This is a genomic window from Halopseudomonas formosensis (genome assembly GCF_900115905.1).
In the GTDB taxonomy this organism is placed as follows: Bacteria; Pseudomonadota; Gammaproteobacteria; order Pseudomonadales; family Pseudomonadaceae; genus Halopseudomonas; species Halopseudomonas formosensis.
Map to the genome: position 1 here is coordinate 261,042 of NZ_FOYD01000004.1, position 26,122 is coordinate 287,163.

24 protein-coding genes are annotated in these 26,122 nt (G+C 63.5%); 20 read left to right on the plus strand and 4 right to left on the minus strand.

Annotated elements, in window-relative coordinates; translation table 11 throughout:
- Nucleotides 1-46: 46 nt before the first annotated feature.
- From BM046_RS08490 to corA, 7 genes are all read left to right on the plus strand, one after another.
- Nucleotides 47-2,434, plus strand: coding sequence for a DNA translocase FtsK (locus tag BM046_RS08490; protein WP_235818605.1), 2,388 nt, complete (start codon nt 47-49; stop codon nt 2,432-2,434).
- Nucleotides 2,435-2,443: 9 nt separating this feature from the next.
- Nucleotides 2,444-3,079, plus strand: a complete 636-nt coding sequence (lolA, locus tag BM046_RS08495; RefSeq protein ID WP_407046200.1) for an outer membrane lipoprotein periplasmic chaperone LolA — start codon at nt 2,444-2,446, stop codon at nt 3,077-3,079.
- A 1-nt stretch (nt 3,080) separates the two neighbouring features.
- A complete protein-coding gene (locus tag BM046_RS08500) occupies nt 3,081-4,415 on the plus strand; it encodes a replication-associated recombination protein A (RefSeq protein ID WP_090538658.1) in 1,335 nt (444 codons plus the stop codon).
- Nucleotides 4,412-4,783: a fluoride efflux transporter CrcB gene (gene crcB, locus BM046_RS08505; protein WP_090538659.1), complete on the plus strand. Its 372-nt coding sequence runs from the start codon at nt 4,412-4,414 to the stop codon at nt 4,781-4,783. The genes BM046_RS08500 and crcB overlap by 4 nt, the downstream gene beginning before the upstream one ends.
- A gap of 41 nt (nt 4,784-4,824) precedes the next feature.
- Nucleotides 4,825-6,108: a serine--tRNA ligase gene (serS, locus tag BM046_RS08510; RefSeq protein WP_090538660.1), complete on the plus strand. Its 1,284-nt coding sequence runs from the start codon at nt 4,825-4,827 to the stop codon at nt 6,106-6,108.
- 187 nt (nt 6,109-6,295) lie between these two features.
- On the plus strand, nt 6,296-7,684 hold the full coding sequence (gene cysG, locus BM046_RS08515) for a siroheme synthase CysG (protein ID WP_090538661.1): 1,389 nt from the start codon (nt 6,296-6,298) through the stop codon (nt 7,682-7,684).
- 12 nt (nt 7,685-7,696) lie between these two features.
- Nucleotides 7,697-8,761, plus strand: coding sequence for a magnesium/cobalt transporter CorA (gene corA / locus BM046_RS08520; protein WP_090538662.1), 1,065 nt, complete (start codon nt 7,697-7,699; stop codon nt 8,759-8,761).
- A 3-nt stretch (nt 8,762-8,764) separates the two neighbouring features.
- On the opposite strand, the gene BM046_RS08525 is transcribed toward corA, so the two are convergent.
- The gene (locus tag BM046_RS08525; RefSeq protein ID WP_177197823.1) at nt 8,765-10,393 is read right to left on the minus strand and encodes a L,D-transpeptidase family protein; all 1,629 of its coding nucleotides are present in this window, start codon (nt 10,391-10,393) and stop codon (nt 8,765-8,767) included.
- Nucleotides 10,394-10,538: 145 nt separating this feature from the next.
- Between BM046_RS08525 and BM046_RS08530 the strand changes: the two genes are divergently transcribed.
- The 10 genes from BM046_RS08530 to BM046_RS08575 all read left to right on the plus strand — a co-directional run bounded on the left by BM046_RS08530 (nt 10,539) and on the right by BM046_RS08575 (nt 20,429).
- On the plus strand, nt 10,539-11,282 hold the full coding sequence (locus BM046_RS08530; protein ID WP_090538664.1) for a murein L,D-transpeptidase catalytic domain family protein: 744 nt from the start codon (nt 10,539-10,541) through the stop codon (nt 11,280-11,282).
- A 115-nt stretch (nt 11,283-11,397) separates the two neighbouring features.
- Complete coding sequence (locus BM046_RS08535) at nt 11,398-11,943, plus strand: hypothetical protein (protein WP_090538665.1); 546 nt, start codon at nt 11,398-11,400, stop codon at nt 11,941-11,943.
- Nucleotides 11,944-12,267: a winged helix-turn-helix domain-containing protein gene (locus BM046_RS08540; RefSeq protein ID WP_090538666.1), complete on the plus strand. Its 324-nt coding sequence runs from the start codon at nt 11,944-11,946 to the stop codon at nt 12,265-12,267.
- A 62-nt stretch (nt 12,268-12,329) separates the two neighbouring features.
- Nucleotides 12,330-13,196: a MotA/TolQ/ExbB proton channel family protein gene (locus tag BM046_RS08545; RefSeq protein ID WP_177197824.1), complete on the plus strand. Its 867-nt coding sequence runs from the start codon at nt 12,330-12,332 to the stop codon at nt 13,194-13,196.
- A 1-nt stretch (nt 13,197) separates the two neighbouring features.
- Nucleotides 13,198-13,632, plus strand: coding sequence for a TonB system transport protein ExbD (gene exbD / locus BM046_RS08550; protein ID WP_090538668.1), 435 nt, complete (start codon nt 13,198-13,200; stop codon nt 13,630-13,632).
- The gene (locus tag BM046_RS08555; RefSeq protein ID WP_090538669.1) at nt 13,632-14,366 is read left to right on the plus strand and encodes a TonB family protein; all 735 of its coding nucleotides are present in this window, start codon (nt 13,632-13,634) and stop codon (nt 14,364-14,366) included. Before exbD ends, BM046_RS08555 begins: the two co-directional genes overlap by 1 nt.
- A 19-nt stretch (nt 14,367-14,385) precedes the next feature.
- On the plus strand, nt 14,386-16,965 hold the full coding sequence (locus BM046_RS08560; RefSeq protein ID WP_143084171.1) for an ankyrin repeat domain-containing protein: 2,580 nt from the start codon (nt 14,386-14,388) through the stop codon (nt 16,963-16,965).
- Between the two features lie 69 nt (nt 16,966-17,034).
- The gene (locus tag BM046_RS08565; protein WP_090538671.1) at nt 17,035-18,576 is read left to right on the plus strand and encodes a phospholipase D-like domain-containing protein; all 1,542 of its coding nucleotides are present in this window, start codon (nt 17,035-17,037) and stop codon (nt 18,574-18,576) included.
- Between the two features lie 64 nt (nt 18,577-18,640).
- Entirely contained in the window at nt 18,641-19,636 is a 996-nt protein-coding gene (locus tag BM046_RS08570; protein WP_090538672.1) for an Lnb N-terminal periplasmic domain-containing protein, read from the plus strand.
- Between the two features lie 70 nt (nt 19,637-19,706).
- On the plus strand, nt 19,707-20,429 hold the full coding sequence (locus BM046_RS08575) for a type 1 glutamine amidotransferase (protein WP_090538673.1): 723 nt from the start codon (nt 19,707-19,709) through the stop codon (nt 20,427-20,429).
- Here BM046_RS08575 and BM046_RS08580 read toward each other — a convergent pair.
- Complete coding sequence (locus tag BM046_RS08580; protein ID WP_090538674.1) at nt 20,419-21,393, minus strand: hypothetical protein; 975 nt, start codon at nt 21,391-21,393, stop codon at nt 20,419-20,421. The two genes, BM046_RS08575 and BM046_RS08580, sit on opposite strands and share 11 nt — an antisense overlap.
- 62 nt (nt 21,394-21,455) lie before the next feature.
- Here BM046_RS08580 and arfB point away from each other — a divergent pair, with 62 nt between their 5' ends.
- Nucleotides 21,456-21,869 (plus strand): alternative ribosome rescue aminoacyl-tRNA hydrolase ArfB, encoded by a 414-nt coding sequence (gene arfB, locus BM046_RS08585; protein WP_090538675.1) that lies wholly within the window; start codon nt 21,456-21,458, stop codon nt 21,867-21,869.
- Here the strand turns inward: arfB and BM046_RS08590 are convergent.
- On the minus strand, nt 21,866-23,074 hold the full coding sequence (locus BM046_RS08590) for a serine hydrolase domain-containing protein (RefSeq protein ID WP_090538676.1): 1,209 nt from the start codon (nt 23,072-23,074) through the stop codon (nt 21,866-21,868). The two genes, arfB and BM046_RS08590, sit on opposite strands and share 4 nt — an antisense overlap.
- Nucleotides 23,075-23,242: 168 nt before the next feature.
- On the opposite strand from BM046_RS08590, the gene BM046_RS08595 reads away from it, so the two are divergent.
- Nucleotides 23,243-23,620, plus strand: a complete 378-nt coding sequence (locus BM046_RS08595; RefSeq protein WP_090538677.1) for a YkgJ family cysteine cluster protein — start codon at nt 23,243-23,245, stop codon at nt 23,618-23,620.
- A 63-nt stretch (nt 23,621-23,683) separates the two neighbouring features.
- Here the strand turns inward: BM046_RS08595 and BM046_RS08600 are convergent, their stop codons facing one another.
- The gene (locus BM046_RS08600; RefSeq protein ID WP_090538678.1) at nt 23,684-25,348 is read right to left on the minus strand and encodes an electron transfer flavoprotein-ubiquinone oxidoreductase; all 1,665 of its coding nucleotides are present in this window, start codon (nt 25,346-25,348) and stop codon (nt 23,684-23,686) included.
- A gap of 294 nt (nt 25,349-25,642) precedes the next feature.
- Between BM046_RS08600 and BM046_RS08605 the strand changes: the two genes are divergently transcribed.
- Nucleotides 25,643-26,122: electron transfer flavoprotein subunit beta/FixA family protein (locus BM046_RS08605; protein WP_143084172.1), on the plus strand; the 480-nt coding region annotated here is incomplete at its 3' end.

Consider the following 26,122-nt stretch of genomic DNA (forward strand, 5'->3'; position numbering starts at 1 on the left):
CAGAACCTGTACAATACACGGCTAAGCAAATTTGGAAGTCAGAGCGTTGAAGGATACCCGACCTCAGAAAGGCCAGCATTTCGCCTGGCGAGAGCAACTCAGTCTGCGTCTGCGCGAGGGCGCATTGCTGGGCATGATCGCCCTGTGCCTGTATCTGTGCATGTCGCTGTTCAGCTATAACGCCGCCGACCCGGGCTGGACCCGCAGCAGCGGCGAACTGGCGGTGCAGAATGCCGGTGGACGCATGGGCGCCTGGATCGCCGATGTGCTGCTGTTGGTGCTGGGCTATCTGGCCTATCTGTTCCCCCTGATAGTGGCGATCAAGGTGTGGCAGATGTTCCGCCGCCGCCATCTGCCATTCATCTGGAACGGCTGGCTGTTCTCCTGGCGTCTGATCGGTTTCGTACTGACGCTGCTGGCCGGTACCGCGCTGGCCGCGCTGCATGGCAGGGCGCCGGCCAGCTTTCCCGAAGGGGGCGGGGCCGGCGGCGTACTGGGCCAGTTGTTGAGCGAGATGAGTTATCCGGTACTCAACATGCAGGGCAGCACCCTGCTGTTTCTCACCCTGTTTCTGTTCGGGCTGACTGTCTTTACCAATCTGTCCTGGTTCAAGGTCATGGACCTGATCGGGCGCATCACCCTGGATCTGCTGGATCTGTTCCGTCGCGCCTGGATCAGCTGGCGGGAGAAGCGCGCTGCCCGTCCGCAGCCGGCCCCACGGGCGGAAGCACCGGGTCGCCGCGAACCTGTGGTCAGTCTGGAGGAGAAACGCCAGGCCGAGCTTGCCCGTGCCCAGCGCCAGCAGGCGCTGGAGAAGCACATTGCGGCCCAGGAGAAGCGCACGCCGCCGAAGATAGAGCCGCTGGAAACCCGTCCGGCGGAAGCCAGTGTGCGGGCCCAGAAGGAACGTCAGGCGCCGCTGAAGTTCGAGCCCGTGGTGCCCGGCTCGCTGCCGCCCATTTCCCTGCTGGATCCGCCGAGCAAGGTGAACAAGGGCTTCTCGCCGGAGTCGCTGGAGGGTATGTCACGCCTGCTTGAGCTCAAGCTCAAGGACTTCGGTGTCGAGGCCGAGGTCGAGAAGGTACAGCCGGGTCCGGTCATCACCCGCTTCGAGATCCAGCCCGCGCCGGGGGTCAAGGTCAGCAAGATCACCAATCTGGCCAAGGACCTGGCCCGATCCCTGGCGGTCATCAGCGTGCGGGTGGTGGAGGTCATTCCCGGCAAGACCACCATCGGCATCGAGATTCCCAACGAGGACCGGGAAATCGTGCGGCTGTCAGAGGTGCTGCAGACACGGGAGTTCGATGAGGCGCAATCGCCGGTCACCCTGGCGCTGGGGCACGATATCGGCGGCAAGCCGGTGTTGGCCGATCTGGCACGCATGCCGCACCTGCTGGTGGCGGGTACCACCGGCTCGGGTAAATCGGTGGGTGTCAACGCCATGCTGCTGAGCATCCTGTTCAAGTCGCACCCCGAGGATGTGCGGCTGATCATGATCGACCCCAAGATGCTGGAACTGTCGATCTACGAGGGTATTCCCCATCTGCTGTGCCCGGTGGTCACCGACATGAAGGAGGCGGCCAATGCGCTTCGCTGGTGCGTGGCGGAGATGGAGCGCCGCTACAAGCTGATGGCCGCCATGGGGGTGCGCAACCTGGCGGGCTTCAACCGCAAGGTCAAGGACGCCCAGAAGGCCGGCGAGCCGCTGACCGACCCGCTGTTCCGTCGCGAGAGCATGGACGACATTCCGCCGGAGCTCGATACCCTGCCGGTGATCGTGGTGGTGATCGACGAGTTTGCCGACATGATGATGATCGTCGGCAAGAAGGTCGAGGAACTGATCGCGCGCATCGCACAGAAGGCGAGGGCGGCGGGCATCCACCTGATCCTAGCCACCCAGCGCCCCTCGGTGGATGTGATCACGGGTCTGATCAAGGCCAACATTCCCACACGGATCGCCTTCCAGGTTTCCAGTCGCATCGACTCGCGCACCATCCTCGATCAGGGCGGTGCCGAACAGCTGCTCGGCCACGGCGACATGCTCTACATGCCGCCGGGCACCAGTCTGCCGGTGCGGGTCCATGGCGCCTTCGTTTCCGATGACGAGGTGCACCGGCTGGTCGACGAGTGGAAGCAGCGCGGCGAGCCGGATTACATCCAGGACATTCTCGATGGCGCCGACGAAGGCGGCTCCGGCGGGTTCGACGGCGGTGGCGGCGGTGATGGCGAGGAGGATGATCCGCTGTACGACGAAGCGGTGCGCTTCGTCACCGAGTCGCGTAAGGCGTCGATTTCTTCCCTGCAGCGCAAGCTCAAGGTTGGTTACAATCGGGCGGCGCGCATGATTGAATCGATGGAGATGGCCGGTGTCGTATCCCCGGCAGACCATACCAACCAGCGCGAAGTCATCGCGCCCCCACCTGTACGAGACTAGATAACCTTGATGAAGACCCTGCTGCGTTCCAGTATTACCGCCCTTTGCCTGGCCATGCTGCCCCTGGCGGTCAGCGCAGATGATCAGAGCCAGGCTGCAGAGCGGCTCAATCAGCTGCTGTCCCGGGCCCAGACCCTGACCGGCGGCTTCTCCCAGATGACCCTGAGTGCCAACGGGGCCAATCTGCAGGAAACCACAGGTACCCTGGCCCTCAAGCGTCCCGGCAAGTTCCGCTGGCACACCGACCCGCCGCTGGAGCAGCTGCTGATTTCCGATGGCGAGAAGATCTGGCTGTATGATCCGGATCTGGAGCAGGTGACCATCCAGCAGATGGATCAACGCCTGAGCCATACGCCGGCATTGCTGCTCTCGGGTGATGTCAGCAAGCTGCAGGAGAGTTTCGATATCGAACTCACCGACGGCGGCAGCGTGGTGGACTTCACCCTCACCCCCAGGGAGGCCGATTCCATGTTTGACAGTCTGCGCGTGTCCTTCAATGACGGGCTGATCAACGATATGCAGATGAGCGACCCGGTGGGGCAGCGCACCAATATCCTGTTCCACAATGTGCAGCTGAACGCGCCGCTGGATGATGCGCAATTCAGTTTTGAGGTTCCCGACGGAGTTGATGTCATCAGTGAGTGACATGGATCTGTTTGCCCCGCGCACCCCGCCCAATCAACCGCTGGCGGCGCGCATGCGGCCGGCCACGCTGGACGAGTACGCAGGGCAGCAGCATCTGCTGGGACCGGGTCGCCCGCTGCGTACGGCGCTGGAGCAGGGCGCGCTGCACTCGATGATCTTCTGGGGCCCGCCTGGGGTCGGCAAGACCACCCTGGCCCGTCTGCTGGCTACCCTGGCCGACGCGCATTTCGTGACCATTTCCGCTGTGCTGTCGGGGGTCAAGGAGATACGCCAGGCGGTGGATCAGGCCCGCCAGCACGCCGCCCGGGACGGGCGCCAGACCATTCTGTTCGTCGATGAAGTACACAGATTCAACAAGGGGCAGCAGGATGCCTTCCTGCCCTACGTCGAGGACGGCACGCTGCTGTTCATTGGCGCCACCACCGAAAATCCTTCCTTCGAGCTGAACAACGCGCTGCTGTCCCGGGCCCGGGTCTATGTGCTCAAGGCGCTGGATGAGCAGGCGCTGGAGGCGCTGTTGATGCGCGCTCTGACCGACAGCGAGCGCGGCCTGGGTGCGCAGCGGCTGAGCATCAGCAACGAGGCCAGGCAGGTTCTGCTCGGCGCCGCCGATGGCGATGGACGGCGCCTGCTCAATCTGCTGGAGATCGCCGCTGATCTGACGCCTGAGGGTGGCACCATCGACCTCGAGCTGGTCGGTGAGCTGCTCAACGACAATCGGCGGCGTTTCGACAAGGGTGGAGAAGCCTTCTACGACCAGATATCGGCGCTGCACAAATCGGTACGCGGCTCCAATCCGGACGGCGCCCTGTACTGGTATGCGCGCATGCTCGACGGCGGCTGTGACCCGCTGTACATCGCGAGGCGGGTAGTGCGCATGGCCAGCGAGGACATCGGCAATGCCGATCCCCGGGCCCTGACCCTGTGCCTGAATGCCTGGGATGTGCAGGAGCGGCTCGGCAGTCCCGAGGGCGAGCTGGCGATTGCCCAGGCCATTGTCTATCTGGCCTGTGCGCCCAAGAGCAATGCGGTGTACAAGGCCTACAATGCCGCGCGCCAGGATGTGGCCGGACAACCGTCGCTGGAACCGCCGCTGCACCTGCGCAACGCGCCGACCCGGCTGATGAAGGAGCTGGGCTACGGCCAGGCCTATCGTTATGCCCATGATGAGCCTGAGGCCTATGCCGCGGGGGAGGACTACTTCCCGGAGGAGCTCGAGCCCAGACAATACTACCAGCCGGTCAGTCGCGGACTGGAGCTGAAGATCGCCCAGAAGCTCGAGTATCTGCGCAGCCTCGATGCTGCCAGCCCGAATCAGCGCAGGAGAAAGTCGTGATTGCCTCTATCGGCGCGGTTGCCCTTGGCGGCGCATTGGGCGCGCTGGCCCGCTATTCCGTTGCGTTGCTGGTGCTCAGGCTGTGGCCCGGCAGCTTTGCCCTGCCGACCCTGCTGGTCAATGTGTCCGGCTGCCTCACGATAGGTGTACTATACGGCCTGTGGCTGCACCGCCCGGAGATCTCGCCCGTGATACAGCAGGGGCTGATGATCGGCTTTCTCGGGGCCTTCACCACATTTTCCACCTTTTCCCTGGATGCCTGGCGCCTGCTGGGAAATGGTCAGGGGCTGATTGCCCTCGGATATATCCTGCTCAGCGTGTGCCTCTGTCTGACCGCCACCTGGGCCGGCCTGTGGCTGACTCGCTAGTCGCCCTGGCTGCCACCTGCAACCAACGAAAGTGATACCCGATGCTTGATCCCAAACTGGTCCGTAGCCAACCCCAACTGATTGCCGAACGCCTTGCCAGCCGCGGCTTCAGCCTCGATGTCGCCCAGCTAGAAGAGCTCGAATCCCGCCGCAAGTCGGTCCAGACCCGCACCGAGAGCCTGCAGGCCGAGCGCAACAGTCGATCCAAGGCCATCGGTCAGGCCAAGGCCAAGGGTGAGGATATCCAGCCGCTGCTGGCCGACGTGGATCGCATGGGCGCAGAACTGAACCAGGCCAAGCAGGAGCTGGATACCATCCAGAGCGAGCTGGACGCCATTCTGATGGCCATTCCCAACCTGCCGGACGAAAGCGTGCCGGTGGGGGCTGGCGAGGACGAGAACGTCGAAGTACGTCGCTGGGGCACTCCGCGCAGCATGGATTTCGAGGTTCAGGATCACGTCAGCATCGGTGAGCGTCACGGTTATCTGGACTTCGATACGGCGGCCAAGCTGTCCGGCGCCCGGTTCGCACTGATGCGCGGCCCGATTGCCCGGCTGCACCGCGCGCTGGCCCAGTTCATGCTCGACCTGCACATCAACGAGCACGGGTACGAGGAGGTCTACACGCCCTATCTGGTTCAGGCCGAGGCACTGCTGGGCACCGGGCAGCTGCCCAAGTTCGAGGAAGACCTGTTCAAGATTCCCCAGGGGGAGGGGCAGCGGGACTTCTACCTGATTCCGACCGCGGAAGTGTCCCTGACCAATATCGTCAGTCAGAGCATTCTGGATGCCGACAGCCTGCCGTTGAAGCTGACCGCCCATACCCCGTGCTTCCGCAGCGAGGCAGGTTCGGCCGGCCGCGATACCCGCGGCATGATCCGCCAGCATCAGTTCGACAAGGTGGAGATGGTGCAGATAGTGCGTCCGGATGACTCCATGCGGGCCCTGGAGGAGCTGACCGGGCACGCCGAGGATGTGCTGCAGCGCCTCGGGCTGCCTTACCGGACCATGGCCCTGTGCACCGGCGACATGGGCTTCGGTGCGGTCAAGACCTATGACCTGGAAGTCTGGATCCCGAGTCAGAACAAGTACCGGGAAATCTCCTCCTGCTCCAATTGCGGGGATTTCCAGGCGCGTCGCATGCAGGCTCGCTGGCGCAACCCGGAAACCGGCAAGCCGGAGCTGGTACACACCCTCAACGGCAGCGGTCTGGCCGTCGGCCGCACCCTGGTGGCCATTCTGGAAAACTATCAACAGGCCGATGGCAGCGTCATCGTACCTGAGGCGCTGCGCGGCTATATGGGTGGCCTGGAGCGGATCGACTGATCCGCTTTGCTTTCGGGGCGGTGGCTCTCACAGGCATGGAGGCGAGCGTGCCCTCCGTTACGCTTGTGGAAGGCGCGCCCTTGCGGCGAAGGGGGCTTGCCGTGGTGCAGGAGCAGCCGTTTCTGCCGACAGGGTGATCGGGGCGCAACCCTGATGTGCTGAAATCACGCCTCAAAAAGGGGTATGCATGGAATTTCTACCGCTGTTTCATAACCTGCGTGGACGATGGGTGCTGGTCGTCGGCGGTGGGGATATTGCCTTGCGCAAGGCACGATTGCTGAGCGAGGCCGGTGCGCGGCTGCGTATCGTGGCACCCGAGATTGACCCGCAACTGCAGGATCTGGTCGACCGGATGGGCGGTGAGACCCGGGTGCAGGGCTACGGGTCGGAGCAGCTGGAGGGCGTCGATCTGGTGATTGCCGCAACCGATGACAGGGCGCTCAACGCCCGGATCTCGGCCGATGCCCAGGCCCGCCATCTGCCGGTCAATGTGGTGGATGCACCGGAGCTGTGCAGCGTGATCTTTCCGGCCATAGTCGATCGCTCACCGCTGGTGATTGCCGTATCCAGCGGCGGCCATGCGCCGGTGTTGGCGCGTCTGACCCGGGCACGTATCGAAACCCTGTTTCCCCATGCCTGGGGTCGCCTGGCCGAGCTGGCCCAGCGCTTCCGATCCCAGGTCAAGGGAGCCTTTCCTTCGATCAACCAGCGCCGGGTGTTCTGGGAAGATGTCTTCCAGGGGGATATCGCCGAGCGCGTGTTCGCCGGCCAGGATCAGGAAGCCGAGCGTCTGCTGATCGAGCAGCTGCAACAGCAACAGGGCCGGCGCTACCGTGGCGAGGTCTACCTGGTCGGTGCCGGCCCCGGAGATCCGGACCTGCTGACCTTCCGTGCACTGCGACTGATGCAGCAGGCCGATGTGGTTCTGCATGATCGACTGGTACCCGATGCCATCATCGACCTGTGCCGGCGCGACGCCGACCGTATCTACGTGGGCAAGGCCCGCGCCGATCACGCCGTCCCCCAGGAGCAGATCAACCAGTTGCTGGTGCGCCTGGCGAAGGAGGGCAAGCGGGTGCTGCGGCTGAAAGGCGGCGATCCCTTCATCTTTGGCCGGGGCGGCGAGGAGATCCAGGAGCTGGCCGCCCATGGCATTCCCTTCCAGGTGGTGCCGGGCATCACCGCGGCCAATGGCTGCTCGGCCTACGCCGGTATTCCGCTTACCCACCGCGACCATGCCCAGTCGGTGCGTTTTGTCACCGGCCATCTCAAGGACGGAAGCACCAATCTGCCCTGGCAGGAGCTGGTGGCGCCGGGCCAGACCGTGGTGTTCTACATGGGGCTGGTGGGGCTGCCGGAAATCTGCCGGCAGCTGATCCTCCACGGTCGTGACCCGGGAACACCCATGGCGCTGATCCAGCAGGGCACCACATCGAATCAGAAGGTCATCACAGGCACTCTGGCGAGCATGCCGGAGCTGGTACAACAGACCGAGATCAAGCCGCCGACCCTGCTTATCGTGGGCGAGGTGGTCAGCCTCAGGGACAAGCTGCAGTGGTTTGACACGGAGCACTGACAGGAGAGGAGCATGGCACGCAAGCTGGTGGTCAAGCGCGGTGGCAAGCTGGGTGCGCCGCCCGGAACACTGCTGCACATAGGGCGGCACAAGCCCGAGCATGCGGCCATACGCCTGATCCGCTACGACGCCGAGGATCTGCAGGAGTCGGTGATCACCGACCCCTCCCGCTACCGGCCGGCGCAGGTGCCGGGCCAGGTCAGCTGGCTGAATGTGGACGGGGTGGCCGATGCCGGTGTGATCCAGGCGCTCGGCGGTCAGTTCCAGCTGCATCCGCTGGTGCTGGAAGATGTGCTCAATACCGATCAGCGCCCCAAGGTCGAGGAGTACCCGGGCTACCTGTACATAGTGCTGCGCATGCTGCAGTTCGATCGCGAGCGCCAGCAGATCCAGTCCGAGCAGGTCAGCCTGGTGTTGGGCGGGGATTTCGTACTCTCCTTCCAGGAGCGCGCAGGGGATGTGTTCGACGGTGTGCGCGAGCGCCTGCGCACGGGGCGGCGCATCCGCTTCATGCGCAGCGACTATCTGGCCTATGCGCTGCTGGACGCGGTGGTGGACCATTACTTCGAGATGCTCGAATATCTGGGCGAGCGGGTGGAGGAACTGGAAGACCAGATCATCGCCAGCCCCGGACCGGATACCCTGGCGCAGATCCACCACTACAAGCGCGAGATGCTGCTGCTGCGCAAATCCATCTGGCCGTTGCGCGAGCTGCTCAGCCGCCTGACACGGGACGACAGCCCGTTGATCGCCGATGAGACCCGTCTGTACCTGCGGGACGTTCACGATCACGTCATTCACGTCATGGACAGCATAGATACCATCCGCGAGCTGCTGGTCAGCCTGCTGGACCTGTATCTGTCCAATGTCAGCAAGCGCACCAACGAGATCATGAAGGTGCTGACCATCTTTGCCTCGCTGTTCATGCCGCTGACCTTCATCGCCGGGGTCTACGGCATGAACTTCGATGTCATGCCGGAGCTGCGCTGGCCCTGGGGCTACCCGGCGGTCATGCTGCTGATGCTGGTGATCGTGCTCAGCCTGCTGGTGTACTTCCGCCGCCGGCGCTGGCTGTAGCCCTCACTGCTGTGCAATGGCCCGATGGTAGGCCTGGGCCAGGGGCTCGTCCATGGAATAGGGGTCGGGGCTGAAGCGCAGGCTGCCGTCCTCCAGGGCTTCAGCGGTCCAGTAGGTCAGCAGTACCTGCGGCCCGTTGCGCACGGCGATTTCATGGGTTCTGCCACTGGTCATGCGCTGCTCGATTCGTTCCCGCTGCTGTTGATCCAGGGTGTAGAACAGGTAATCGGCCAGCTCGCTGGCCTGTTCCACCCGTACGCAGCCGGAACTGACGTTGCGCACGGCCCGGGCAAACAGCGACTGGCTGGGCGTATCATGCAGGTAGACGGCAAAGGGATTGTCGAAACGGAATACCATGCGTCCCAGGGGGTTGTCCGGGCCCGGCGGCTGGCGCAGGAGAATGCCTCTGGGGTTATGCCAGTCGATCTGCGCCGGATCCAGCTGGTTGCCCTGGTGATCCAGCACCTGCATGTTGCGCTCGCTGAAGTAGGCCGGATTGCTGCGGATCTGAGGCAGCTTGTCTTCCTTCAGAATGGTGGGTGGAATGGTCCAGCTCGGGTTGAGTGTCACCCGGTTGATCCGTGAGTCGAGCATGGGCGTGGCCCGGTCCGGGCTGCCGGACTGGACGCGGGATTGCCAGCGCACCTCATTGCCCTCCAGCAGCAGCGCGCGGCTGCCGGCGGCGTTGACCAGCAGCGAGTGATATTGGCGACGGGCCTCCATCCAGCGCATGCGCTCCAGATTGATCCTTACCTGCTGCAGACGCTGGGCATGAGTCATGTTGAGGGCGGCGAGCGTCTGCGGACCGACAACCGCATCGGGTTGCAGGCCCTGCTGGCGCTGGAACTGCCGGACTGCCTCCTGCAGTACCTGATCGTAGCTCAGTGGCTGCGCCTGAACCGGGTCATCAGCCAGCAGCGGTCGGTCCAGTGGGCCGGCCGTGGCCTCGGGGTCGAGCAGCCCGCGCAGCTGCATGTGCTGCATCAGAACCCGCAGCCGCGGATCCCGATCATTGCCGGGCTTGAGCAGGGGGCCGTCAGGGAAGGGAGGCAGCTGCGGCCCGGCCTCAGGCATGGCGATGAACGCGTCCCGTAGCTGCAGGTACAGTGGCAGGTCAGGGCGCGCGTGCTCGAAGGCATTGCGCATGGATTCCAGGCCGAGTATGCCCAGCTGTGCCACGCTTTCGCGTATCGGTGTCATCATGGCTGACGACTCCCATACCGGTTCGTGCTCCTGCTGGTTGAGCCGGCCCCGGCTCAGGTGCTCCAGGGCCAGCAGGTAATGGGCGCTGATCTGCAACTCCGCGCAGAGCGCTTCGGCTTCGCGGATATCAGGCATGTACTGCGCGGGGTTGAGTCCATCGGATTGCAGTTCGGCCAGTTGTTCCAGCAGGTCCTGCAGCAGCCCCTGGTTCTTCCAGATGAAAATATATCCCTGCGCCTGATACAGCTCCGCAAGGGCCTCATGCAGCTTCTGCGTGCGCAGCTCGGGGAGGCCGCAGTCGGACGGCGAATCGCTCTGCAGCCAGTCCTGGACGGGTGTCAGCGGTACATTGACGGTGTATTCTGCATGGGCGTTGAGAACCAGACTGCCCAGACAACTGACGAACAGCACTGTACATTTTTTAAGCAACCGGTACTCTCCCTTCAGGCTCTTGGGGGCCTCCGCCATCGAGACGTATCCATGCAGGCCAGCATCGACTGAGCCGGGGCGGGGGCTTGTTTGATTATATTTCTGTTTCTACGGCCCGGGTTACTGCGGCCGAGGGGGCTACTTGATGTTGCATGCTCTGCGCCGACTTGGCGTTTTGTCCGCCTGTTGCCTGACGCTGTTCGGCGGCGAGGCACTGGCGAAGGAAGTCGCTGTCATTCATCCCTATCAGCAATCCGAATCATCCTCTGTATTGCACGAGCGTCTGGCGGCAGCTGCCCCGGATCTGGATCGGCGGGTATTGGGCACCGCCATCGATGCCATGCAGTGCGCGGTGGCCGGAGGCGCGAAGCCGGCCGAGCGCCTTGCCGTGATCGATTTCTCCCTGCCATCCACCGAGCAGCGCCTGTGGATCTTCGATCTGAAGCATCACAGGCTGCTGCTGCGGGATCTGGTTGCCCACGGCCAGGGGTCGGGTGACAACTATGCCCGCCAGTTTTCCAATGTCGAGGGCAGTCATCAGTCCAGTATCGGACTGTTCCGCACCCAGGAAAGCTATATCGGTCAGCACGGATACTCCCTGCGCATGGATGGGCTCGAGCCCGGTTTCAATGATCTTGCGCGTCAGCGCGCCATCGTCATCCATCCGGCTGACTATGTGGATCCCAGCTGGATCAGCCGTCATGGGCGCATAGGGCGCAGCCACGGCTGTCCGGCGGTACGTCCGGAAGTCGCCAGTATGGTGGTTGACAGCCTCAAAGGCGGCCAGTTCATGTTTTCCTGGTATCCGGATGATCACTGGCTGGCCAGTTCCACCCTGATCAACTGTCCGCACAGGACAGAAAAGGGCCTGGTAGCGGCCCGCAATTGATGTCCGCTGCGGCGGGACGCCCGGGCGTTGTGATTTTTCCTGATACAGATATTGCAATCGTCTTCTCTGCGTAATAGAGTTCTTTGCAATTGATAATAAGAAAGGGATCCACCCCATGCTGCCCACCGCCGAAGAGGCCGCCCAGGCCCTCAGGGACATTGACCTGATCAGCCATCGTGCGGCCGGTTTTCAGGACTACCGGGCCGAATCCGGCCAGTTGATCCTCTGGGGTCTGTTCTATCTAGTCGGATTCACACTGACCTTCTGCTTCCCCGCGCAGGCACTGGCCCTGTGGGGTGTGCTGCTGGTTGGCGCGGTCGCCATCGGCATCCGTCTGGCGATGAACAGTGGCGCAGGTGGCGGGATCGCCCTGCGTTATCTGGGGCTGATCACCACCATGGTTGCCTTCGTTGTGGCAGTGCACGTGGTGTTCTGGCCGGTGAGCGGCGAGCAGAGCGCCATGATTGCCCCCGTCTTCGTCTCTGCGCTTTACATTCTTCGCGGCATACAGCTGCGCCCCCGTTATACCGTCATAGGTCTCGTTCTCGGCACGCTCTGTCTGGGCGGCTACCTGTTTCTGCTGCCGGTGTTCTGGCCGTGGATGGCGATGGCCTGCGGCGGCACGCTGATACTGGCCGGGCTCTGGCTCAGGAGTCACTAGATGCAGACGCCGGACGAAATCATCCATCAGCCGGTGCGGCTGAAAATCATGGCCGCGCTCAACACCCTGCAGTCCGGTCAGTGGCTGGAGTTCGTCGCACTGCGCGCCATCGTCCAGGCTACTGATGGCAATCTGGGTGCGCACCTGGGCACGCTGGAGTCGGCCGGCTATGTGGTGGTCAAGAAGGATTTCGTCGGTCGCAAGCCCCGTACACGCATCTGCCTCAGTCGCCTAGGGCGCGAGGCCTTCTCCCGTTATGTCAGCACCCTGCAGGCCATTCTGGCTCCCGGCAGCCTGGGGGCCGAGGATGCTGATGACGGATGATGTCGCTCATCGACTCTTTCACCCGCGATAACTCGAACAACAAGAACAACAAGGAACGACCCATGCAAAATAGCTTTCAATCCCCCCTGCGTGGCTGGCAGGCAAGATTGCGCTGGTTGGCTCTGCTGTGCCTGATGGCAGTGAGTTCGGCGAGCGCCGGTCTGGTGCTGGCCCAGTCAACAACCGAGCCGACGGCGACCGAGCAGAGTGCAGAACCGGTCATGGCGGCCCCGGTCACGGCAGCCGAGTTGCCCGGCGAACGCTTCGGTGTTCGGGAGATGTTCACCCAGGCCGACCTGGTGGTGAAATCGGTAATGATCCTGCTGGTGCTGATGTCGCTGCTGACCTGGGCCATCCTGTTCGAAAAGCTCATGACCTTTGCCGGCGCCCGCAGCCGCAACCGGCGCTTTCTTGCCCTGTTTAGAGCCGGTGACAAGGCCTCCATGGAGCAGCAGGCGAGTCAGAGCGCCCTGGGCCGGATCTGGCTGGCAGGCCAGACGGAGCTGCGCCATTTCATGCAGCATCGCGGCAGCAATGTCAGCGCCGAGCAGATCAACCGGCTGCTGCAACGCATGGCGCTGAACGCCAGCATCGCCCAGGAGCGGGATCTGGCAAGGCTCGGCGGCATGATGGGCGTGCTCGCCACCATTGGCGCCACGGCACCCTTCATCGGGCTGTTCGGTACCGTGTGGGGCATTCTCAACAGTTTTGCCGGGATCGCCACGGCCAAGAGCACCAGTCTGGCCGTGGTGGCGCCGGGCATCGCCGAGGCCCTGCTGGCCACCGCTCTGGGCCTGTTCGCGGCCATCCCGGCGGTGATGATCTTCAACAAGTTTGCCCGGGACATCAACGGCTTTGTCGGCAGTCTCGACAACTTCTCGGCAGAGCTGCTGGCGTCGGTTTCAAGGCAATTCGACGAGGGCCACTGAGATGGGTATCCAGCTCGACTCCGGCCCGACCGTCAAACGGCACAACTATCAGCAGAACGCGGAAATCAACATCACCCCCTTTGTCGATGTGATCCTGGTGCTGCTGATCATCTTCATGGTCGCAGCGCCGCTGGCCACCGTGGATGTGCCGGTGGATCTGCCTTCCAATGCCGCAACGGCTTCGCCTCCGCCACTGGAACCGGTGTACATCACGGTACAGGCTGACGGCGCGCTCTTTGTCCAGGAGCAGCCGGTGACCTTTGCCCAGCTGGTGGATATCACCCAGGCCCAGACCGCTGGTAACCGGGAGACCCGACTCTTCCTGCGGGGTGACCAGAGCGTGGAGTACGGCACGCTGATGCGGGTGATGAACAGCCTGCAGAAGGCCGGATATGCCCGGATCAGTCTGGTGGCGTCCGAGGAACTGGAGCCCTGATGAAGACCGACATCCAACCCCGCCTTCGGCGCTGGGGAGTCCGGCTTCTGGTGGTAATGCTGTCCCTGGGGCTGCATGGGGTCCTGGTGCTCTGGCTGCTTGACAGCCGGTTTTCTCACCCGGTGTCACCGGTGCGCGAGGCCATAGCCGTGGAGCTGGTGGCCTTGCCCGAACCCGAACCAGAGCCGCTGCCAGAGCCAGAACCGGAACCAGAGCCGGAGCCTGAACCCGAGCCACTGCCTGAGCCGGTGCCAACGCCGCAACCCGAGCGCCAGAGCCGCCCGGCACCGCGTCCCGCAGCCGCGGCCCCGGCCGCACTGAGCCGCCCGTCGGGCCCGCCGGTACACAGCTTCGGCGCCAATCAGGAATGGGCGGCGCCGCCGGCACCGACGGCCAGCGCGCCGGTGCGCAGCAGGCCAGTGCCAGCCGGCTACGCCGATACCGTCAAGGGGCAGGTCACCGCCCGGCTCAGGCGCCCGGAGGGGGCGGTGTACAAGCCGCCGCCGGGCTACAAGGGGGACCCCAACGACTTCAAGCGCCAGTGCTACATCCCCTACGAGATCACCGTGGATGCCAGCGGGCGCATGCTCAGCTACGAGATCGACCGCTGCGGCGACGAGCTGCTGGATGCGGCGGCGGAGCAGGCTGTCCGCAATGCGGGACCCTTTCCGCCGCCGCCGAACCAGGGTGCCGAGCGTTACGTGATCTACGGTACCGCCATTTTCATCAACTGAACCTGACAGGAAGCGAAGCATGTCTGCAAAAGCCCCTCTTAGTGTCGCCATGGCGCTTGGTATCCTGCTGGTCGGCTGTGCCGGCCAGGGAGTTCCTCCCAAGCCGGCGGTGGACACCAGCCCCCGCCTGCGCGCGACAGCGGAGCCGGGGCTTGCCAGCTTCGATTGCAGTGGGGCGTTGCCCGCGGTGCACCGACAGATCTGCGCCGACGAGACCCTGGCGCAGCTGGATCGGCAGCTGATCAGCCACTATCACCGGCTGCGTCAGGAGCTGGATCCGGTGGGGAGCATGCTGCTGACCGCCAATCACCGCCAATGGCTGCTCAGCCGCGGCGAGCAATGCCGGATCGACAATGCACGGGGACCGGACGAGCAAGCCATCGCCTGCCTCGGCAGTCTCTACCGCAAGCGCAGCCGGGAGATGGACACCTGGGCGGCGGCACGGGTGGCGCCCAGGCCCGGACGGAATGCCTGGACCAGTTATGTCGAATACCGGCTGGTGGATGATCAGGACAGCGCCTGCCGCAGCCTGGAGCAGGAGCTGAACCAGGAAGTGAGCCGCCACGGAATTCCGTCGCCGGCCAGACTGGACGGCGTGCGGATGCTCGCCGGAACTCATGCCCGGCAGGCCAGCGCCGAGGTCGGCGGCCAGAGGGTAGGGGTGGAACTGTACAATCCCGGAGTCTATGCCGGATATCAGAACCGCGCTCGCAGTCTCAGCGTCAACGGGCAGCCTCTGCTGGATGATGCCACCCTGGCGCACTGGATAGCACGACAGCCGAATTACGGTGGGCGTGCCCACGCCGCATCGTCCCAGACCGGCGACTACGCGGCGATTGATGTCTTCCAGCGGAATGGACGGGACCTGGTGCTGGTCAACGAAACCTGGGGTTACTATTCGCCCGCTGCACGGGGGGAATCGGCCTTTGCCGGCCTCTATGCGCTGCAGGGTGGACAGCTGCAGCCGCTGTGTCTGTACCAGAGCTATCTGACGCCCCCGCGTACCAACACCCTGGCCGGGCTGACACTGTATCCGCAACTGCAGGAAGAACTGGATAAAGTGGCCGGCAGACCCCATCCGGCACTGGCCCAGCACGAGCGGCGGGACAATTTCGAAGGCTGGAAGGAAACCCAGTGGACGTTGCTGAATCTGCCCCTGCTGGCCGTGGATGCCCTGCAGCGCCAGGGCTGGGAAGGCGCACTGCGCCAGCGGCATGACGCGGCCCTGGAGCAGCTGTTCCAGTGGTCCGAGCAACATCAGGATAACAAGGATATCTACCGCCGCCTGCTGCCGCTGATGCAGCCCGTACTGACGGAACTGCAACAGCTCTACGCCGGTCAGGGACTGGATTCGGCGGATGCCCGAACGGCTGCGGAGCTGTTGCTGCATGAGACCCTGGCCAGGGCAGTCGAGGCACTGGAGGCGCCGACGGAACCTGTGTCCATGCCGTTGGCGGCCGGGTCCGACTGGCAGCCCAGGTATGCCCTGGCACCGGCGCCCGGGGACCTGGAGCGCAATCGCCGCTTCGATACCCTGTACAGTGTGGTGCTCAACAACACACCGCCCCATGTGGTGGCCGACTTCATCGCCTATGAGAAGGAGGCGCTGGGGGCACGCTGGGGACGGGGAGCGGATAATACCCCGGCAACCCTGGCCGCGGTCGCGCGTATCGACAACCTTCGTCAGCTGCTGGATGCCGGCATGCCGGTGGACGAGCCCAATCGCTGGGGGCGGACAGCGCTGATGGCAGCGGCGGAACAGGATCAGGCCGACAGCGTGCGCCTGCTGCTCGATCGCGGCGCCAACGTGCACAGTCGGACGCGCATGGATGCCAGCGCCGGGCAGGCCGATCAGGACGGGCGCACCGCTCTGCTGCTGGCCGCGCGTCATGCCGGCCCTGACGTGATAGATCAGCTGGTGGCCGCAGGCGCCCTGCGTCAGGCCTGGAACGGCTATGATCAGCAGGTCTGCGGCGCACTGGAGGGCAATGGCCGGCTGGATCAGACCCAGCGGGAACGCCTGCGTGTGCCGCTTTGTGGTCCCTATGCACCGCTGCCTGCGGCGGAGCGTCAGAAGACCGACCTGCGCGGCGGAGAGGTTCTGCTGCTGACCAGCGAAGGCGTGGATTACCGTATCACCCTGCGTGAACGGGAGCCGGCATTGCTGTTCGGTCGGACACTGCAGACCAGCGCTACGCGCATGGACAGGGATATGCGCAGCATGGCGGTCCGTGTAGGCACTGCAGCGGCGCATCGGGCCAAGCTGCAGCTGGCAGGGCCGCTGACACTGCATATTCCCAACCTGATGGCACAGACCGCGGACTCCACGCAGATGTTCGTGGCCTACCCGGTGGCCTCAAGCAGTGCCTATCTGGGCGGTTACAGCCTGGTTGAGCATCCGGCGGCCACGGTGCTGAGCATCACCTTCGACAGCAATCTGCATGAGCCGGCGGCCACCTGGCGGGCGCTGTATCAGGCAGCACTGGAACAGGGACTGCAACCCCGGGACCAGGCCTACGTGATGATGCATACCCGGGGGCAGCGTGTCGCGGAGTACCAGCTGGTGGTAAGTGAACCCGGAGTGACGGGCCGGCAGTGATAATCTGCGCGCTGGCGAGCCTGCCGGCTGCTACACTGGGCCGCTGGCAACTCTGGAGGAAATGGCTGGGTGAAATCGGATCAGGTAAAGATATTCTGCTGGTTCTGCTGGATGATGCTGCTGGCCGGTTGTGCCAGCTCATTACCTGCCAAGAACATCCCACCCAGCTTTGTGCTGCAGCCCGTGCAGGAAACCGAGATCAGCCGTTACGTGCGGGCTCACCAGCCGCCCGACAGTGATGAACTGTCGGGCTTTACGCTGGTTCAGACCGGCACCGATGCGTTGGCTGCCCGGCTGGCGATGATCGACCGGGCCGAGGCCAGTCTGGATCTGCAGTACTACATCTACCGCGGCGATGTGACCGGCGGGCTGATCGCCGAGCGCCTGCTCAGCGCCGCTGATCGCGGGGTGCGGGTCCGCCTGCTGCTGGATGATATCGGCAGTGCCCTGCGCGACTTCGACGTGGCCACCCTGGATCACCACCCCAATATCCACGTAAAACTGTTCAACCCGCTGACCCTGCGCGGGCGCATATCCCGCTATTTCAGCAAGCTGGGCGAGTTCGGCCGAATCAACTATCGGATGCACAACAAGCTGATGATCGTCGATGGGCAGATGTTCATCACCGGCGGACGCAATATCGGTGACGAGTACTTCTCGCTCAGCACCATGGACTTCCAGGACATCGACATCATCGGCATGGGGCACATCACCCGCGAGGTGACCCGCAGTTTCGACGACTACTGGAATGCCAACGAGGCGGTGCCCGTCAGCCACATGGTCCGCCGCCCCGGCCCGCGGGCCGAGCAGCGGCTCAGGGGCCAGCTCAGGGCGCATCGCCTGCGGCATCAGGGCAGCGCCTATCTGCAGGCGGTCGAGGAGTCGCCCTTCAACCGGGCCCTGCGCGACGACCGGATAGACTGGCACTGGGGCGAGGCCGAGTGGATCTCCGACCCACCCACCAAGGCCGACCCCGGGCATGCCACCAACCAGGAGCCGATACTGGCCCGACATCTGATGCGCCACGTCCGCTCCGCCGAGCAGGAGCTGCTGCTGATGTCAGCGTATTTCATTCCCGGCTCCCGGGGCGAGGTGTTTCTGATCGACATGGCGGAACACGGGGTGGACGTGCGTGTGCTGACCAACTCCCTGGCCACCACCGACGTGCTGGCGGTGCACAGTGCCTACGCGAGCTATCGCCGTCCCTTGCTGGAGGGCGGGGTACGCCTCTGGGAACTGCGCCGGCAGGCCGGTGAACAGGAGCGGGCCAGTGCCTTTGCCGGCGAGTCCCTTGCCAGTCTGCACGCCAAGGCCTTCGTGTTCGATCGCCAGAAGCTCTTCGTCGGTTCCGTCAACCTCGATCCCCGCTCCATAGTGCTCAATACCGAGGCGGGGGTGCTGGTGCACCAGCCGGCCATGGCCGAATCTCTGGTGCAGTTGATCGAGCACTGGACCTCGGCCGACTTTGCCTACGAGCTGACGCTGGACGAGCAGGACCGTCTGCGCTGGCGAGCCGGCGAGGAGGACTGGTCAAGTGAACCTCATGCCACCCGGCTGCGCCGTTCCGCCGCCTGGTTCCTTGGCTGGCTGCCGATCGAAGGCCAGTTGTAATCCCGGATCTGTACCAGGCTCGGGCCTTTGGCGTAGGATTGGCAGAAATTTCAACAGGCTTCCCATGCTGCGCACTCTGTTCCTTTCCCTTGCAACCCTGATCATGCTGCTCAGCAGCATCTGGGCCGTGCTCGCCCTCTGGTATCAGGCGCCCGGTGGCGTTCCGGGGCGCATGCTGTGCTGTGCGCTCTGGCTGCTGGGATTGGCTGGTTGCATGTACTGGCTGTGGGCCGGGCAGGGCGGATGGCAGGCGACGCTGGGTTACCTGATGATGTTTGCCTTGCTGATGCTGTGGTGGAGTGGCATCAGACCCAGCCATGAACGCAACTGGGCGGATGATCTGGCGTATATCAGTACCGGGGAGCTGGAGGGCAACCGGGTTCGGTTGCATCACGTGCGCAACTTCGACTGGCGCACTCCCGAGGATTACGACATCCGCTGGGAAAGCCGCGAGTATGACCTGCGGCGTCTGCGCTCGGTGGACATGATCACCTCCTACTGGGGGCTGGAGAACATCGCCCACGTGCTGGTGTCCTTCGGCTTCGATTGTGGCGAGTACCTGGCGTTCTCCGTGGAAATCCGCCGGGAGCAGGATGAGAGCTTTTCCGAGGTCGGTGGATTCTTCAAGCAGTTCGAGCTGGCCATCATCGCGTCCGATGAAAGGGATGTGGTGCGGGTGCGCAGCAACGTGCGGAACGAGGATCTGTGGCTGTACCGGATCAACCTGAGCCCGGCGGATGCACGCGAACTGTTCCGCTCCTTCGTGGTGCAGGCCAACCGTCTGGCCGAGCATCCGCGCTTCTATCACACGATAACCGGCAACTGCACCACCATTGTGTATTCGATGATGAAGAAGATAGTGGCAGGGTTGCCGCTGGACTACCGGTTGCTGCTGACCGGCCGTCTTCCAGCCTATGTGCACGAGGTCGGGGGCATGATGCCCGGAATGGAGCTGGAGGAGTTGCAGCGGCGGGGCAGGATTACCGACCGGGCCAGGGCAGCCGGGGATGATCCGCGTTTCTCGGCGCTGATCCGCGAAGGGGTGCCGGGCTGGGAATGATCGCCGCCAGGCACGGCTCTTGCTGTGAAACCGGTCCGGCGCCCGGGCGCCATAGCACAGAGGTGACAAGGTGAAGATAGGTATTCTGCAAGCGGATGACGTGAATCCGGTTCTGCAACCCGAACACGGTAATTATCCGCAGATGTTCGAGAAGGCATTGCGCGCGGTGCTGCCGGACTGCGAGCTGCCGGTGTACCGGGTACTGGATGGCGAACTGCCGGCGACCACCACCGAATGCGACGCCTGGCTGATCACCGGCAGCAAGTTCGGTGTCAACGATGGCCTGCACTGGATTGAGGCATTGAGCGATTTCGTGCGCACTTTGTGGGCAGAGCAGCGGCCGCTGGTCGGCATCTGCTTCGGTCATCAGCTGATGGCGCGGGCCTTGGGCGGTACCGTGGTCAAGTCCGACAAGGGCTGGGGTGTTGGGCTGTCCTTCAATCAGGTGATCGAGCGCAAACCCTGGATGCAGCCCTGGCAGGAGGAGCTGGATCTGCTGGTGAGCCATCAGGATCAGGTAGTGGTGCTGCCGGAGGAAGCTCAGGTACTGGCCAGCAGCGACTTCTGCCCCTACTACCTGATCCAGTATGGTGAATGCTTCCTGAGCGTGCAGGGGCATCCGGAGTTCTGTGTCGACTACTGCAGGGCGCTGATGGAGATGCGTCGGGACAGCCTGCCGGCGGCCCGACTCCGCGCGGGCCGGGCCTCTCTCAACGCCGAAGCCGACAGCCAGCTGATGATGCAATGGATCGCCTCCTTCCTGCAGATGGCGGCCGCCCGGCTCAGCGCCTGATCACATCTCCCATGAAGAACATCTCCAGGCGCAGCGTCAGCCCCCAGCGGGGCTGATGCCCCGTGTCCCGGTGGAAATGCAGTTCCGGTATGACGTCGGCAAAGAGGATCTCCCGGTGCAGGTTGCGCCGGTACAGGGCCTGCAGGTAATAATCGTTGATACGCGGATTCGAGGCGCTGTTGCCTACCACCACAGCAGCGTAGCGGATGGCGCTGCGTGACCCGAGAATACGGTCAAGCGCAGCCATCTCGGAGAACTCCAGGGTGTCTTCATCCTCTTGCCACTGCACATTGGTGACCAGGCGCAGATGGCGCCGCTCATCCAGTGGACGGCCCAGATCCCAGCGGGTGCGGGCGAAGTAGCCATCACTGTTGAACCAGGACAGGCGGTTTTCCGAGGCCAGCATCCAGGGACCGTCCCCCAGATCCCAGAGCCGTTTGGCATCCCAGCGCAGGTAGGGATCCAGCGGCAGCCGTACCTTGATCCCGGCGCTGAAACGGGTGTCCCAATGCTGCTTCCAGTCCCGGTCCGTCAGTCGGCTCAGACCGACCACCGTGTCTCCTGCTGTCTGGCTGTCTCCGCGCAGGCGCTGCGAGCCCTGCTCGGCCAGGGTACCCTGGGTCTCCTCCGGATCACTCTCGATGATCAACCGCAGACGCTCCCGGGTGGTCGGCAGATCCAGCTTGAAGCGGATGCCGGGATCGACGCTCAATCCTTGTCCTTCCTCCCATTCCATCTCCTGGGTCAGGCGGATATAGGACCTGTTGCTGGTATGCAGGTGGGCGTCGGTGCCGAAGAAACCATCAATGTTGCGCGAGGTATTGCTTACCCAGCGTGAGACGCGGTCATGCAGCGGAGCGATGCGGTCGACCGTCCATTGGGGAAGGTCGGAGTCATCCACCGCTTCCCCGGGGAGGACCGGCAGAGCCGCGATCACCAGCAGCGCCCCAAGTACTTTGTTCATCCGTGCTCTTCTCCTGTACCCTTGAGCCGAGTATAGGCAGTCAGGCGCAGCGGGAGGAGGGGATGGTCAGGGTCTCGGAACATATCCAGCTGGATGAGCAGGAGCTGGAGTTCATGGCCATCCGTGCCCAGGGGGCCGGAGGCCAGAACGTCAACAAGGTCTCCAGCGCCATCCATCTGCGCTTCGATATCCGTGCCTCGAGCCTGCCGGAGCACTGCAAGGAGCGCCTGCTGCAGTACCGGGATCACCGTATCAGCAAGGATGGGGTGATAGTGATCAAGGCCCAGCGCCATCGGACCCAGGAACAGAACCGGGACGACGCGATTGCCCGGCTGGTGGAGCTGATCCAGGCCGCCACCGTGGTGGAGAAAGTCCGCCGGCCGACCCGCCCCACGCGCAGCTCCCAGCGCAAGCGGGTCGACAACAAGACGCAGCGCGGCACCATCAAGGCGCTGCGCGGCAAGGTCGAGTTCTAGACCAGAGCGCCATACACCATGGCGCGCAGTTCCTGACGAACCATGTAGCTCGAGGAGGGGCTGAGCTGGGTCATGAAGATCACCTGCAGATCTTCCACCGGATCGATGAAAAAGGTGGTGCCCGCCTTGCCACCCCAGCCGTATTCCCCCGGCGAGCTGATGGTCTGCGACTTGGTGATATCCACCTTCACGGCAAACCCCAGACCGAAGCCGGAGCCCTCATAGGGCGTCTCGCTGAAACCGCCGGCCGATACCCGCGGCAGGTCGGTGCCCCCGGGCAGGTGGTTCAGGCGCATGAACTCCAGAGTCTTGCGTCCGATGATACGGGCGCCGTCGAGTTCTCCTCCATTGGCCAGTGCCTGGGTGAAGCGGTAGTAGTCGCCGATGGTCGAGATCAGCCCGCCGCCACCGGAAAGAAAGCCGTGTTCGCGGGTGAAGTGGGAGGTCTGAGGGTCATCCTGCAGACGGAAGCGGTCACCGCTCTGGTACTCGTAGCAGGCGGCGAAGCGCTCCAGCTTGTCCTGCGGCACGGTAAAGAAGGTGTCCTGCATGCCCAGCGGGCCGAGGATGTAGCGGGAAAAGTACTCGTCCAGGGGCAGGCCGGACAGCAGCTGGAGCAGGTAACCGCAGACGTCGGTGGCGACGGAGTACTTCCAGGCGGTGCCGGGCGAGAACTCCAGGGGCAGGTGTGCCAGCTCCTCCACCAGTTTTTCCAGTGTCAGCCCCATGTGGCCGTCCAGCTTCAGCTGGCGGTAGGCGGCGTCCACGTTGGTCTGGCAGGAGAAGCCATAGGTCAGCCCGGACTGGTGGGTCAGCAGATCACGGATGGTCATCGGCCGTTGTACCGGGGTGGTGACGAAGTTCGGATAGACGCCGGACTTGTATACCCGCAGATCCCGCCACGCGGGTATGTACTTGTGTACCGGGTCGTCGAGCAGGAAACGGCCCTGTTCGTACAGTTGCATCAGGGCGATCGAGGTAATCGGCTTGGTCATCGAATAGATGCGGAACAGGGTATCCAGCTGTGCGGGTTTGCCGCGCTCCACGTCCATCAACCCCTGAGCCTGCTGCCAGACGATGCGCCCCTCACGGGCGACCAGGGTGACGGCGCAGGGCAGTTTGCCGGTGGCGAGGTACTTATCCTCCATGTGCCCGGCGATGCGGTTGAGGCGATTCAGGTCCAGACCAGCGATTACATCAGACATCAGCAACTCCCGTACGGCGAAAGATCCAGACCCGATGGTAGCAGTGAAATCGCCGGCCGCGGGCAGTGGATGATCCTCACAGGAAAAATTTGCGTCGCCCCCTTGTGGAATCCCACCCGACAGGCGTAAAAATTCGCTCCACCTGAGTGGATCGAGGAACGCCATGCGATGAGCGATATATCCCCCTGCCTTGACTGCGGCGCCTGCTGCGCCACCTTTCGCGTCTCCTTCTACTGGGGCGAGGCGGACTCGGCTCCCGGCGGCACCGTGCCGGACCGTCTGATAGAGCAGGTCACTCCGCACCTCAGCTGCATGCGGGGTACCAACCAGCCGCAACCGCGCTGCGTGGCACTGATGGGGGAGGTGGGCTGTTCGGTACGCTGCACCATCTACGAGCAGCGTTCCAGCACCTGCCGGGAGTTTCCGTTCCACGGCGAGAACGGCCAGGACAGCCCTGAATGCCAGCGCGCACGGGCCCTGCACGGCCTGCCGCCGCTGCCGTCCAACCCAAGGGGCCCGGGGCAGGAGCCACCTGTCGCCGCCTGACATCGCTGCCCTGAAAAGCAGAAACCCGGCACAGGGCCGGGTTTCCTTGCAGCAGACTGCTGATCACATGTTGGGATAGTTCGGACCACCAGCGCCTTCCGGAGCCACCCAGTTGATGTTCTGGGCCGGATCCTTGATGTCGCAGGTCTTGCAGTGCACGCAGTTCTGAGCGTTGATCTGGAAGCGCTTGCTGCCGTCGTCATTGCTGACCACTTCATACACGCCAGCCGGGCAGTAACGCTGGGCGGGCTCATCGTACAGCGGCAGGTTCTTCTCGATCGGAATGCTCGGATCGGCCAGCTTCAGGTGGACCGGCTGGTCTTCCTCATGGTTGGTGTTGGACAGGAACACCGAGGACAGCTTGTCGAAGCTGATCACGCCATCGGGCTTGGGATAGGCGATCTTCGGCGCTTCCGAAGCCTTCTTCAGACGGGCATAGTCCGGCGTGGTATCACGCAGGGTCACCGGGATCTTGCCGCCGAACCAGTTCTGATCGATGTAGTTGAAGGCGCCACCGACCAGGGTGCCGAACTTGTGGATCGCCGGACCGAAATTGCGCGAACGGAACAGCTCGTCGTACAGCCAGCTGGACTTGAAGCTGTCCACGTAGTTGGTCAGCTCGTCACCACCTTCGCGACCGGCCTTGAGTGCTTCAACTACCGCATCGGCGGCCAGCATGCCGGACTTCATCGCGGTATGGCTGCCCTTGATCTTGGCGAAGTTCAGGGTGCCCAGGTCGCAGCCGATCAGCGCGCCACCGGGGAAGACCATCTTCGGCAGCGAGTTGAAGCCGCCCTTGCAGATGGCGCGGGCACCGTAGGCCACGCGCTTGCCACCTTCCAGGTACTGCTTGATCACCGGGTGGTGCTTGTAGCGCTGGAACTCGTCGAAGGGCGACAGATGGGGGTTGCTGTAGGACAGATCGACGATCAGGCCGACCACCACCTGGTTGTTCTCCAGGTGATAGAGGAAGGAGCCACCGGTGTTGGCGCTGCCGGTGATATCCAGCGGCCAGCCGGCGGTGTGCACCACCAGACCCTGTTCGTGCTTGCTCGGGTCGATGTCCCAGATTTCCTTGATACCGATACCGTAATGCTGGGCATCGGCGTCGGAGTCGAGGTTGTAGCGCTTGATCAGCTGCTTGCCGATATGGCCGCGGCAGCCTTCGGCGAACAGGGTGTACTTGGCACGCAGTTCCATGCCGGGAGTGTACATCCCGTCCTTCGGGTTGCCTTCGCGGTCGACACCCAGGTCACCGGTGAGGATGCCCTTGACCACGCCGTTCTCGTCGATCAGCGCTTCCTGTGCGGCAAAGCCGGGGTAGACCTCCACACCCAGGTTCTCGGCCTGCTGGGCCAGCCAGCGGCACAGGTTGCCCAGGGAGATGATGTAGTTGCCATGGTTGTGCATGGTCTTGGGCACGAACAGGTCAGGCAGCTTCTTGGCCTTCTCTTCGCTGGTCAGCATGTAGATGTCGTCACGCTTGACCGGGGTGTTCAGCGGGGCGCCCAGCTCTTTCCAGTTGGGGAACAGCTCTTCCAGGGCGCGAGGCTCGAACACCGCACCGGACAGGATGTGGGCACCGACCTCGGAGCCTTTCTCAACGACACAGACGCTGATCTCCTGGCCGGCGTCGGCTGCTTGCTGTTTGATGCGGCAGGCGGCAGACAGACCCGCGGGGCCTGCTCCCACGATAACGACATCAAACTCCATGAATTCGCGTTCCACTGTTCTTATCTCCTGAATCTTGGGCTGAATCGGTAAGGCGCTTTATAGTTCTGCATTCAGTATGGCCGCGCATTATAGCAATCATGATCCGCCGTACCAGTGTAAAGATGTAAAGATGACGTGCATTTCAATGCCACTTTCGGCTATGGACTATTGACCGGTCCGGGCAGCCTCGGCATGATAGGGCGCTTTTCATTGAAGCGCGTTTCGTTTATTTAATGACTGTTTTTTATTCTATGGTCATATTTCATCATTGGTCTGGCCGGCAGTCACGCGAAAAAACACGAGGTAACCATGAAGGTATTAGTAGCGGTCAAGCGCGTTGTTGACTACAACGTCAAGGTTCGCGTCAAGGCGGACAACAGCGGTGTCGATCTCGCCAACGTCAAGATGTCCATGAACCCCTTCTGCGAAATCGCCGTGGAAGAGGCCGTACGCCTGAAGGAAAAGGGTGTCGCCACTGAAATCGTCGCGGTCACCGTAGGCCCGACCGCTGCCCAGGAGCAGCTGCGTACCGCCCTGGCACTGGGTGCCGACCGCGCCGTGCTGATCGAGAGCAACGACGAACTGAACTCCCTGGCCATCGCCAAGCTGCTCAAGGCCGTGGTCGACAAGGAGCAGCCGCAGCTGGTGATCCTCGGCAAGCAGGCCATCGACTCCGACAACAACCAGACCGGCCAGATGCTGGCTGCGCTGTCCGGCTACGCCCAGGGCACCTTCGCCTCGGAAGTGGCTGTGGAAGGCGACCGCGTCAAGGTCACCCGCGAGATCGAC

What these genes read in the sequence shown, in the direction of transcription:
- lolA (WP_407046200.1), top strand. Translation starts at nt 2,444, where the DNA reads ATGAAGACCCTGCTGCGTTCCAGTATTACCGCCCTTTGCCTGGCCATG.
- BM046_RS08500 (WP_090538658.1), top strand. Translation starts at nt 3,081, where the DNA reads ATGGATCTGTTTGCCCCGCGCACCCCGCCCAATCAACCGCTGGCGGCG.
- serS (WP_090538660.1), top strand. Translation starts at nt 4,825, where the DNA reads ATGCTTGATCCCAAACTGGTCCGTAGCCAACCCCAACTGATTGCCGAA.
- cysG (WP_090538661.1), top strand. Translation starts at nt 6,296, where the DNA reads ATGGAATTTCTACCGCTGTTTCATAACCTGCGTGGACGATGGGTGCTG.
- corA (WP_090538662.1), top strand. Translation starts at nt 7,697, where the DNA reads ATGGCACGCAAGCTGGTGGTCAAGCGCGGTGGCAAGCTGGGTGCGCCG.
- BM046_RS08530 (WP_090538664.1), top strand. Translation starts at nt 10,539, where the DNA reads ATGTTGCATGCTCTGCGCCGACTTGGCGTTTTGTCCGCCTGTTGCCTG.
- BM046_RS08535 (WP_090538665.1), top strand. Translation starts at nt 11,398, where the DNA reads ATGCTGCCCACCGCCGAAGAGGCCGCCCAGGCCCTCAGGGACATTGAC.
- BM046_RS08540 (WP_090538666.1), top strand. Translation starts at nt 11,944, where the DNA reads ATGCAGACGCCGGACGAAATCATCCATCAGCCGGTGCGGCTGAAAATC.
- BM046_RS08545 (WP_177197824.1), top strand. Translation starts at nt 12,330, where the DNA reads ATGCAAAATAGCTTTCAATCCCCCCTGCGTGGCTGGCAGGCAAGATTG.
- exbD (WP_090538668.1), top strand. Translation starts at nt 13,198, where the DNA reads ATGGGTATCCAGCTCGACTCCGGCCCGACCGTCAAACGGCACAACTAT.
- BM046_RS08555 (WP_090538669.1), top strand. Translation starts at nt 13,632, where the DNA reads ATGAAGACCGACATCCAACCCCGCCTTCGGCGCTGGGGAGTCCGGCTT.
- BM046_RS08560 (WP_143084171.1), top strand. Translation starts at nt 14,386, where the DNA reads ATGTCTGCAAAAGCCCCTCTTAGTGTCGCCATGGCGCTTGGTATCCTG.
- BM046_RS08570 (WP_090538672.1), top strand. Translation starts at nt 18,641, where the DNA reads ATGCTGCGCACTCTGTTCCTTTCCCTTGCAACCCTGATCATGCTGCTC.
- BM046_RS08580 (WP_090538674.1), bottom strand. Translation starts at nt 21,393, where the DNA reads ATGAACAAAGTACTTGGGGCGCTGCTGGTGATCGCGGCTCTGCCGGTC.
- arfB (WP_090538675.1), top strand. Translation starts at nt 21,456, where the DNA reads ATGGTCAGGGTCTCGGAACATATCCAGCTGGATGAGCAGGAGCTGGAG.
- BM046_RS08590 (WP_090538676.1), bottom strand. Translation starts at nt 23,074, where the DNA reads ATGTCTGATGTAATCGCTGGTCTGGACCTGAATCGCCTCAACCGCATC.
- BM046_RS08595 (WP_090538677.1), top strand. Translation starts at nt 23,243, where the DNA reads ATGAGCGATATATCCCCCTGCCTTGACTGCGGCGCCTGCTGCGCCACC.